The sequence below is a fragment of the Nocardioides sp. genome (assembly GCF_035697785.1).
Classification (GTDB): Bacteria; Actinomycetota; Actinomycetes; order Propionibacteriales; family Nocardioidaceae; genus Nocardioides_B.
The window spans coordinates 47998-57291 of the sequence record NZ_DASSCL010000003.1; the positions used below are offsets into that span (position 1 = coordinate 47998).

Below are 9294 nucleotides of genomic sequence, written 5' to 3' on the forward strand. Positions count from 1 at the left end.
GCCAGCGGTCACCACAGGCCTGCGCTCGCGACAACGTTTCCAGCGCCGTTCACGCAATTTCTGACTGGTAGGGCGGGTGGGGCTCGAACCCACGACCCAAGGATTATGAGTCCTCTGCTCTGACCAACTGAGCTACCGCCCCGCGCTGTCTACGCGTCGGGGAGCCTACCCGGCCGCGCGCCGACGTTCTGCAACGTGGCACCACCACCTCGAGGACCGACCCAAGGGCGGTGGCTTCTTCTGAGGCCCCCAGTTCAGACGCTTCCCGCCGGCGGGTCGCTCCAGCATGCTGGGCCCATGACTGATCACACCGCGCCGCCACCGTTCACCCGCGTCACCGAGGACTGGGAGCGCGCGCTGTGCGTGGTCGCGCACCCCGACGACATGGAGTTCGGCGCCGCCGCTGCCGTGGCCCGGTGGACCGGGCAGGGGAAGCACGTCGTCTACTGCATGGTGACCAGCGGTGAGGCGGGCATCGACGGCATGGAGCCCGAGCAGTGCCGCGAGGTGCGTGAGGCCGAGCAGATCGAGTCGGCCCGCATCGTCGGCGTGGACGCGGTCGACTTCCTACGCCTCCCGGACGGGGTGCTGGAGTACGGCGTGGGGCTCCGGCGGGCCATCACCGCGGTGGTACGGCGACACCGCCCCGAAATCGTGATCACCAACAACTTCCGCGACACGTGGGGCGGCCGCAACCTCAACCAGGCCGACCACATCGCCACCGGCAAGGCCACCCTCGACGCGGTCCGCGACGCCGGCAACCGATGGGTGTTCCACGAGCAGCTCGACGGGGGCAGCCTCGAACCGTGGGGCGGCGTCACGCAGGTGTGGGCGGCGAGCTCTCCGGAGTCGGACCAGGCCGTCGAGATCACGGACACGTTCGACGTGGGGGTGGAGTCGCTCAAGGCGCACTCCGCATACATCGAAGGGCTCGGCTGGGAGCACTTCGACCCGGCGGAGTTCCTCGAGGGCGTGTCGCGGGCGACGGGCACCCGGCTCGGCGTACCGCATGCGGTGGGGTTCGAGGTCTTCCCGATGGGCTGGGGCGAGTAGCCGACCCGGCAGGTCAGGACTCACGCCCCGACCCGAGCCGGATCTCCTTCCCGCGCTCGATGTCCTCGCGAGCCTTGCGCTCGGACTTCTCGATGTTGCGCGTGTCGCGCGGGGGCAGCTGGATGACCTCCTCGGCCGGCAGACCCGCCTGCAGCTCACGGCCGCGCTCCAGCTCGGCGTCGAGCTCGGCCCCGAACAGCAGGGCGAGGTTGGTGATCCACAGCCAGAGCAGGAACACCACGACGCCGGCCAGCGCGCCGTAGGTCTTGTCGTACGACGAGAAGCTGGAGACGTAGAACCCGAAGGCGGCCGACGCGACGATCCACACCACGATGGCCAGCACCGCGCCGACGCTGACCCACCTGAACCTGGGCTGCTGCACGTTGGGGGTGGCGTAGTACAGGATCGCGACGACGAGCACCACCGCGAAGAGGATGACCGGCCACTTGGCGATGTTCCACACCAGCACGGCCGTCGAGCCGAGACCGACCGCGTTGCCGACCGCCTCTGCGGCGGGCCCGGTGAGCACGAGCGCGAGGGCGACTGCGGCGGTGAGGAGCAGGGCCACCAGGGTGATCAGGATCATCCAGGGCCGCAGCTTCCAGAACGGCCGACCCTCGCGGATCTCGTAGATCCGGTTCATCGCCCGGCCGAACGACCCGACGTACCCCGAAGCCGACCAGAGCGCTCCCGCGAGGCCGACGACGAACGCCAGCCCGGCAGCCTGCTCGGCGCCGGCCAACGACTCCAGGGTCGGCGCGAGCGTGTCGGCCGCGCTGCCGGCGCCGACGTCGCGGAGCACGCCCAGGAGGGTCTCGACGGTCTGGGGGCCCTGGCCGACCAGGCCAACGAGGGACAGCAGCGCGATCGCCGCCGGGAAGAGTGCGAGCACGGCGTAGTAGGTGAGCGCCGCGGCGAGGTCGGTGCACTGGTCGTCGGTGAACTCGCGGGCGGTCTTGCGGGCGACGTACAGCCAGGACCGCTTGGTCAGGTCGGTCGGCGAGTCCGGTTCGCGCCGGTCGAGCTCGTCCGGATCCGCCACGGTCCGGTCGTCGGGGCCGGGGTCGCGGTGCTTCGAGGTGACGTCCATGGGTCCGACGTTCCCGAACCCGAACCGCGCAAACGGGACTGGGCGCGGCGATCGTCCTGTCGCCTGGCCGGCGCGGAGCGGACGAGAGCGGCTGTGAGCCGCTGACAACGGCGCGTCGGATGTTCTGTACGCCAGCACATGGGTTCCCGAGCCCTCCTCGGCGAGAGTCGAGGGTGCGACCAGCCGGTCACGCCGTCCCACACGAGAATCCAGGACCACCCGATGACGAACCTCGCCAACAACCTCTACGAAGCCGCACAGATGTACCCCGAGAAGCCCGCCGTGCGCCTGGACGACACGGTGCTGACCTACGGCGAGCTGCACGCCCGCGCCGCCGCGGCCGCCCAGTGGCTCGTCGGCCAGGGCCTGCAGCCGGGCGATCGCGTCGGCCTCGTCATCCCGAACCTCCCGGCGTTCCCCGTGCACTTCTACGGCGCACTTCTTGCCGGTGCCGTGGTCGTCCCGATGAACCCGCTGCTCAAGCAGCGCGAGGTCGAGTACTACCTGACCGACTCCGGCGCGCGGTTCCTGTTCGTCGCCGACGGGGTCGGCGACGAGGCGACCAAGGCCGCGGCCGAGGTCGGCGTCGCCGCGGTACCGGTCGGACCCCTCGGCCAGGAGCTGCTGCCGCTGACCGGCGCCGGCACCCCGGTGCCGCGGGCCGCCGAGGACACCGCGGTGATCCTCTACACCTCCGGCACCACCGGCAAGCCCAAGGGGGCCGAGCTCACGCACGACAACCTCGCCGGCAACGCCGCCGTCTCCGCGACGAGCCTGTTCGACCTGGACCCCGACGACGTCGTGATGGGCTGTCTGCCCCTGTTCCACGTCTTCGGCCTCACCTGCGGGCTCAACGCGGTGGTGGTCGCCGGGGCGACGCTGACCCTCGTCCCACGCTTCGACGGCGTCAAGGCGCTGGAGGTCATCGAGCGCGACGGAGTGACGGTCTTCGAGGGTGTGCCGACGATGTACGCCGCGATGCTGCACGCGCCCGGCCGCGAGGGGTACGACGTCGCCACGCTCCGCACCTGCGTCTCGGGCGGCGCGGCCCTCCCCGTCGAGGTGCTGAAGGGGGTCGAGGCGGCCTTCGACTGCATCATCCTCGAGGGCTACGGCCTGTCCGAGACCTCCCCCGTCGCCTGCTTCAACCACCCCGACAAGGTGCGCAAGCCGGGCTCCATCGGCACCCCGGTGGCCGGTGTCGCGCTGCGGGTGCTGGACGCCGACGGGACGGACGTCCCGCGCGGAGTCGTCGGGGAGGTCGCGATCCACGGCCCGAACGTGATGAAGGGCTACTGGGGGAAGCCGGAGGCCACCGAGGAGACCATCGTCGACGGCTGGCTGCGCACCGGTGACCTGGCCCGGCAGGACGAGGACGGCTACTTCTACATCGTGGACCGGAAGAAGGACCTGATCATCCGCGGCGGCTACAACGTCTACCCCCGCGAGGTCGAGGAGGTGCTCTACGAGCACCCGGCGGTGGCCGAGGCGGCCGTCATCGGGATCGCCCACGCAGACCTGGGCGAGGAGATCGGGGCGGCGGTCGCGCTGAAGCCCGGCGCATCGGCCACTCCGCAGGAGCTGCGGGAGTTCGTCAAGGACCGGGTCGCGGCGTACAAGTATCCGCGTCACGTCTGGGTCGAGGCGGCGCTGCCCAAGGGCTCCACCGGCAAGATCCTCCGCCGCGAGGTGCAGGCACCCGCGGTGCTGGGCTGAGAGCGAGGATCGGCCATGACCACTACCCCCTTGACCGCCTCACCCATAGTGGCCTGCGGAGCGGAGGAGATTCGCGCGCTCGCGGGCACCGACCTCGGGGCCAGTCGCTGGGTCGAGGTGACCCAGGACCGGATCGACACGTTCGCGGCCGCGACCGGGGACCATCAGTGGATCCACGTCGACGTCGCCCGCGCGGCGTCGGGGCCCTTCGGCCGGACCATCGCGCACGGCTACCTCACGCTGTCACTCGTGGTGCCCCTGTTCGCAGAGCTGCTCGAGCTCCGGGGCGGCACGATGACCCTCAACTACGGTCTGAACAAGGTGCGCTTCCCGGCCCCGGTCCCGGCGGGCGGTCGCATCCGGCTGCGCGGCCAGGTGCTCGCGGTCACCGAGCTGACCGGCGGGGTGGAGCTGACCATCGACTTCATCGTCGAGGCCGAGGGGCAGACGAAGCCCGCCTGCGTGGCGCAGGCGGTCTACCGTCACATCGCCTGACTGCGGCACCGCCCCTCTCGTCGAACCGCGGGAGTCGATCCGGCCGCGCGGGTCCGCGCGGCCGGGGGACGCGGTGGTCAGGTGGCGGTCACCGGCGCGGCCCCCGTGGCCGGTGCCCGCGCCTCGGCCTCCTGCGACCTGAGCGCCAGCCCGATCAGGAGCTGCATCAGGCCCAGGACGAATGCCATGGCTGCGACACCGAACGCGACGACCGACGTAAAGAGCGAGGACTGCAAGAAGGCCGAGGTCATCGCCGTCTCGCGGAGCGGGTCCTCCTGACCCAGCTCGGCGTAGGTCTTGCCGCCGGTGGCGTCCAGGGTGTGCTGGTTGATGATGTCGGCCTGGCAGTACGCCGAGAACGGCCCGTCGACCTCGTCTCCGGCCAGGCAGCTCGCGTCGTCGGAGACCACGATCTTCTGCTCGGACAGGGTGTTGGAGACGATGACCCACGTGACGACTCCCGCCACCATCATGATGACGCCGACGACGATCGCCGCGAACGCTGCTGCCTTCTGCATGACTACCCCTGACGCTGGCTGGCGCCGTGACGCCGGTGACGGTTAGGCGCGCACCTGCCCGGGAGGGTGGTTGCGCGGATCCGCAGGCACCGGAACGACCAGCGCGCCGCGTCTCTGCCACGAGGGTCGCACCGCCAGCCGTGGTCTCGCGCCATCCTCTTTGGGGTAGACCGCCCGCGAGAGGCCCCGGCTTCAGGTCCCCGTGAGGAACCCGTCCACCACCCCGACGACGTCATCGGTCATGTCGAGCAGGAACAGGTGGCCGCCTCCCTCGACGATGTGGACGCGGCAGTCGGGCAGGAGGCAGGACATGATCCGGGCATTCGCCAGCGGGATGATCGGGTCGTCGTCGCCGGCCATGACGAGCGTGGGGATCCGCACCCGGTGCAGCCACGGAACGCTGGACCAGCCGGTGACGGCGAAGATCTGGGTCAGGTAGCCGTACATCGAAGGTGGCCGGATGTACCGCGCCTTCATCGAGGTGTGAATGCTGGGCTCCAGACGCGCCCGACCGCCGTAGAGCTCGCCCGCGATCCGCGATGCGTAGTCCTTCGACTGGTAGCGCCTCGGTGTCATCATGTGCCGCAGCGCGCTCGGCCGGCCCGGAACGCCCCCGAGCCCCGGGCCGGTGGCGCAGAGGATCATCCGACGTACCCGGGTCGGCGCCTGACGCGCGATCTCCTGGGCGACGATGCCCCCGAACGAGAGTCCCAGCACGTCGGCCCGGTCGATGCCGAGCTCGTCGAGGACGGCCACCGCGATCCGGGCCAGGCCGGCCATCCGGCGAGGCGGGAACAGGGCCGGCGAGCCGCCGGCGCCCGGCAGGTCGATCGAGATCAGCTGGTACCCGAGCGGCGCCAGAGCGCGCTCCAGGGGCTCCCAGAGATCCAGGCTGGCGCCGATCCCCATGACGAGCAGCAGCGGCCTGCCCGTGCCCCGGACACAGACGCGGACCCGGGTCCCCTCGACGGAGAGGACCCGGGTGCGCTCGGCAGGATGATGCGCGCTCACTTGTCGAACACGTAGGTGCCCGGGGCCCCGCCCAGCGACTGGAACCGGCCCCGTCCCGGCTCGGCGGAGGCCGACTGCAGCTCACCCGAGCGGGCCCCCAACCACTCGGCGTAGTGGGTCCACCAGGAGCCCTGGTGCTGCTCCGCGCCCTCCAGGAACTCCCGCGGCGACATCGAGGTGTCCGTGGCGTAACGGAACGCCGCCTTGGCGTTGGTGGGCGGGTTCACCAGCGCCGCGATGTGGCCGCTGGTGGACAGCACGAACTCCGACTTCCCACCGAGCAGGCCGGTGCTGCGATAGCAGGCCTGCCAGGGGGTGAGGTGATCGGTCTCGCCACCGATGACGTAGCTGTCGGCGGTGATCCTGCCCAGGTCGACCGGCACGCCCAGGGCGGTCGCATCCCCCGGGGTGGCGAGCTTGTTTCCGATAGACAACGCGAGGAAGTCCGCGTGCAGGCGAGCCGGCATCCGGGTGGTGTCGGCGTTCCACGACAGGATGTCGAAGGCCGGGGGCAGCTTGCCGAGCAGGTAGTTGTTGACCCAGTAGTTCCAGATCAGGTCGTTCGGACGCAGCCACGCGAATACCTCGGCCAAGGCGTTGCCGTCCAGGTAGCCGGCCCGGCGGGACATGGCCGCGGCGGCCTCGGCACGGCGCCGGTCGACCACGGAGTTCGCGGTGCCGGCGTTGCGCTGGTCGAGCACGGTGACAGCCAGGGTGAGCGACGCCAGCTCGTCGCCGCGCCCGGTTGCGGCGAGGTGGGCCGCCGCCATCGACGCGATGATCCCGCCCGAGCAGGCGGCGTACACCGACGCGGCCGACGAGCCGGTGATCTCGCGCACGGCGTCGAGGGCCTCCTCGACCGCGTGGATGTAGGCGTCCAGCCCCCAGTCCGCATGTCGGGTCGAGGGGTTGCGCCAGGACATCACGAACACCTGCTGGCCCTGACCGACGAGGTACTCGATCATGCTTCGGCCCGGGGCGAGGTCGAGCACGTAGTACTTGTTGATCGTCGGCGGCACCATCAGCAGCGGGACGGCACGAACCTTCTCGGTCGTCGGGGCGTACCGGATCAGCTCGAACATGGGCGTGCGCAGCAGCACGTTCCCGGGCGTGGCCGCGAGGTTCTCGCCGAGCTCGAACGAGGAGTTGTCCACCATGCTCGGCACCCGGGGCCGGCTGGACATGTCGGCGAGGAAGTTGCGGACCCCGCGGACGAGGCTCGCACCGCCGGTGTCGATGGTCTCCTTCGCACTGGCGGGGTTCAGCAGCGGCGTGTTGGACGGGGCCAGCGCATCGCTCAGGTTCTCCACGAGGAGACGGAGACGGTCCTGGGTGCGGTCGTCCAGGTCCACGTCCTCGATCATCTGCTGCGCCTTGTCGACGGTGACGAGGTAGGCCTGGACCCATCGGCGCAGCAAGGGGTTCCCGCTCCAGGCGGGGTCCACGAAGCGGCGGTCGCGCTTGGACGGTGCGGCCTCCGAGACGCCGGCGACGACCCGGCCGATCTCGGCCGCGAGCTCGAGGGCTCGCGCGGCGGGCGTCCGTGGGCGACGTGCCAGCGCACCCACCCAGGTGACCACCTCGCCCCCGGGGAGGATCCGGGGGTTGGCGATCCGCCCCACGCCGCCGAGCAGGTGGTCGAAGGAGATGGCGACGTCGTCGTCGGTCACGTAGTCGGCGGTCAGGGTCATGGCGGGATACCTCTCGGGGGGAAGTGGTTCGGATGGAACGTGTAGGTCGGGCCGGGACGCGCCGTCGCGAGCGCGTCTCGGACTGCTTTCAGGCGGCGAGCAGCCTCACGGCGAGCAGCAGCTCGAAGGCCTCGTCGAGGCGGCGCAGGTCATGGCCGGTCCGCTCGGTGATCCGGTCGAGCCGGTAGTAGATGGTGTTCACGTGCACGTGCAGCTGTACGGCGGCCGACCTCGCGTTCATGTCAGCGGCGACGTACTTCAGCAGCGTGTCGACGAGCACGCCGCCGTCGCAGGCGTCCTCCTCGATGAAGGCGCGCACCGCGGGACGGATCAGCCGGCGCGCCGAGTCGTCGGCACAAGTGACGAGGTAGTCGAGGGTGGACATGGACGAGAGCGCCAACAGACCGGGCCGGTCTCCGAGCGTCGATCGGGCGAGCTCGGCCTCGCGGTGCGCAGCAGGCACCGCGGCGAGTCCGGCGTGAACCGTGCTGAAGCCGAAGGTGACCGGAACGCCCCGGCTCGACAGCGACTCGACGAGACGGGTGAGGCGGGCCATCACGGTGGCCTCGCCGAGCTCGTCGACGGGGACCACCGCGACCACCTCGTCCTGGCGAACCACGACCACGCCTCCGACGCTCTGCGCGACCGCTCTGCTGACCAGGTCGGCCGCCTCCGGGAGAAACGGAGCTGTGCCCTCCGGGTCGCGTGGTAGCCCGATCCCGACGAGCACGCGGCTGTCGGCTGCCAGCCCCGCGCCGGCGAGGACCTCGGTCCGGGTCGCGGCGGTGTCCGCGCGGCCGGAGAGCAGATCCTCCATCAGGTCGCGCTCGACCCTGGCGACGTCGGTCGCGCGCAGGTTCGTCGAGTCGACGTACGCTCGGGCGGCGGCGCTGCTGCCCGCCTCGATGGTGGCCATCAGGTGTCCGACCACCGCAGCGGCGGCTTCGGAGCCGCCCGGCAGGTCGACGGCCGTGGCCCGGACCTGCTCCCACAGTGCCGCCTGGCCGACCCGGAACGCCTTGAGGAAGTCCTCCAGGGCGATGCCTGCGCCGCTGCGTCGTGCGGCGTAGCCCGCGGCCATGGGGAAGTCCCCGGGCACCGGCGGTCGACCGGCGGCCAACGTGTCGAGGAAGATCCCGAACACCTGGGCACAGTTCGACGCGACCTCCTCACGCAGGTCCGCCTGGTCGTTCTGCCCATACGCCGGGACCTGCGCCATGATGGCGGACCGAGCCTCGGCTACGAACGAGTCCAGCCGAAGCCGAAGACGGTCGACCAGGAGGCCGACGTCGTAGCTATCGCCGCTCGCTGATACGAGCAGCTCCGGCGTGAGCGCAACCATCGGACCTCCTTTCCTCTCGACGGTTCGGTTCAGATCTCGGACTGGATGCCAGCGAGGAGCTGGCGGGCCATGACGATCCGCTGCACCTGGTTGGTGCCCTCGTAGATCTGGGTGATCTTGGCGTCCCGCATCATCCGCTCGACGGGGTACTCGCTGGTGAACCCGTAGCCGCCGAGCACCTGGACCGCGTCGACGGTCACCTGCATCGCGGTGTCGGAGGCGAAGCACTTGGCGGCCGCCCCGAAGAAGGTCAGGTCCTTGTCGCCGCGCTCGGAGCGGCCCGCGGCGGCGTAGGTCAGCTGCCGGGCCGCCTCGACCTTCATGCCCATCTCGGCGAGCATGAACTGCAGCCCCTGGAAGTCGGCGATCGGCTTGCCG

Annotated in this window: 9 protein-coding genes and 1 tRNA gene; 3 read left to right on the forward strand and 7 right to left on the reverse strand. The window is 70.8% G+C overall.

Annotated elements, in window-relative coordinates; translation table 11 throughout:
* Positions 1-65: 65 nt before the first annotated feature.
* Positions 66-142, reverse strand: a tRNA-Ile gene (locus tag VFH10_RS00520).
* 155 nt (positions 143-297) lie between these two features.
* On the opposite strand from VFH10_RS00520, the gene VFH10_RS00525 reads away from it, so the two are divergent.
* Positions 298-1053 (forward strand): PIG-L deacetylase family protein, encoded by a 756-nt coding sequence (locus VFH10_RS00525; RefSeq protein WP_325124933.1) that lies wholly within the window; start codon positions 298-300, stop codon positions 1051-1053.
* Positions 1054-1066: 13 nt separating this feature from the next.
* Here VFH10_RS00525 and VFH10_RS00530 read toward each other — a convergent pair whose 3' ends face one another.
* The gene (locus VFH10_RS00530) at positions 1067-2143 is read right to left on the reverse strand and encodes a YihY/virulence factor BrkB family protein (RefSeq protein ID WP_325124934.1); all 1077 of its coding nucleotides are present in this window, start codon (positions 2141-2143) and stop codon (positions 1067-1069) included.
* Between the two features lie 222 nt (positions 2144-2365).
* Between VFH10_RS00530 and VFH10_RS00535 the strand changes: the two genes are divergently transcribed.
* Positions 2366-3859 carry a long-chain fatty acid--CoA ligase gene (locus VFH10_RS00535; protein ID WP_325124936.1) on the forward strand — a complete coding sequence of 498 codons (1494 nt, stop codon included), beginning with the start codon at positions 2366-2368 and terminating at the stop codon, positions 3857-3859.
* 15 nt (positions 3860-3874) lie between these two features.
* Positions 3875-4354: a MaoC family dehydratase gene (locus VFH10_RS00540; RefSeq protein WP_325124937.1), complete on the forward strand. Its 480-nt coding sequence runs from the start codon at positions 3875-3877 to the stop codon at positions 4352-4354.
* Between the two features lie 77 nt (positions 4355-4431).
* Here the strand turns inward: VFH10_RS00540 and VFH10_RS00545 are convergent, their stop codons facing one another.
* The 5 genes from VFH10_RS00545 to VFH10_RS00565 all read right to left on the reverse strand — a co-directional run.
* Entirely contained in the window at positions 4432-4872 is a 441-nt protein-coding gene (locus VFH10_RS00545) for an aromatic ring-opening dioxygenase LigA (RefSeq protein WP_325124939.1), read from the reverse strand.
* A gap of 192 nt (positions 4873-5064) precedes the next feature.
* The gene (locus VFH10_RS00550; protein ID WP_325124940.1) at positions 5065-5883 is read right to left on the reverse strand and encodes an alpha/beta fold hydrolase; all 819 of its coding nucleotides are present in this window, start codon (positions 5881-5883) and stop codon (positions 5065-5067) included.
* Positions 5880-7574, reverse strand: a complete 1695-nt coding sequence (locus VFH10_RS00555) for a PHA/PHB synthase family protein (RefSeq protein ID WP_325124941.1) — start codon at positions 7572-7574, stop codon at positions 5880-5882. Before VFH10_RS00555 ends, VFH10_RS00550 begins: the two co-directional genes overlap by 4 nt.
* A gap of 88 nt (positions 7575-7662) precedes the next feature.
* Positions 7663-8916 carry a helix-turn-helix domain-containing protein gene (locus VFH10_RS00560; RefSeq protein ID WP_325124942.1) on the reverse strand — a complete coding sequence of 418 codons (1254 nt, stop codon included), beginning with the start codon at positions 8914-8916 and terminating at the stop codon, positions 7663-7665.
* A 29-nt stretch (positions 8917-8945) separates the two neighbouring features.
* Positions 8946-9294: acyl-CoA dehydrogenase family protein (locus VFH10_RS00565; RefSeq protein ID WP_325124943.1), on the reverse strand; the 349-nt coding region annotated here is incomplete at its 5' end.

Coding starts and splice junctions, on each gene's coding strand:
- VFH10_RS00525 (WP_325124933.1), top strand. CDS start 298: ATGACTGATCACACCGCGCCGCCACCGTTCACCCGCGTCACCGAGGAC.
- VFH10_RS00530 (WP_325124934.1), bottom strand. CDS start 2,143: ATGGACGTCACCTCGAAGCACCGCGACCCCGGCCCCGACGACCGGACC.
- VFH10_RS00535 (WP_325124936.1), top strand. CDS start 2,366: ATGACGAACCTCGCCAACAACCTCTACGAAGCCGCACAGATGTACCCC.
- VFH10_RS00540 (WP_325124937.1), top strand. CDS start 3,875: ATGACCACTACCCCCTTGACCGCCTCACCCATAGTGGCCTGCGGAGCG.
- VFH10_RS00545 (WP_325124939.1), bottom strand. CDS start 4,872: ATGCAGAAGGCAGCAGCGTTCGCGGCGATCGTCGTCGGCGTCATCATG.
- VFH10_RS00555 (WP_325124941.1), bottom strand. CDS start 7,574: ATGACCCTGACCGCCGACTACGTGACCGACGACGACGTCGCCATCTCC.
- VFH10_RS00560 (WP_325124942.1), bottom strand. CDS start 8,916: ATGGTTGCGCTCACGCCGGAGCTGCTCGTATCAGCGAGCGGCGATAGC.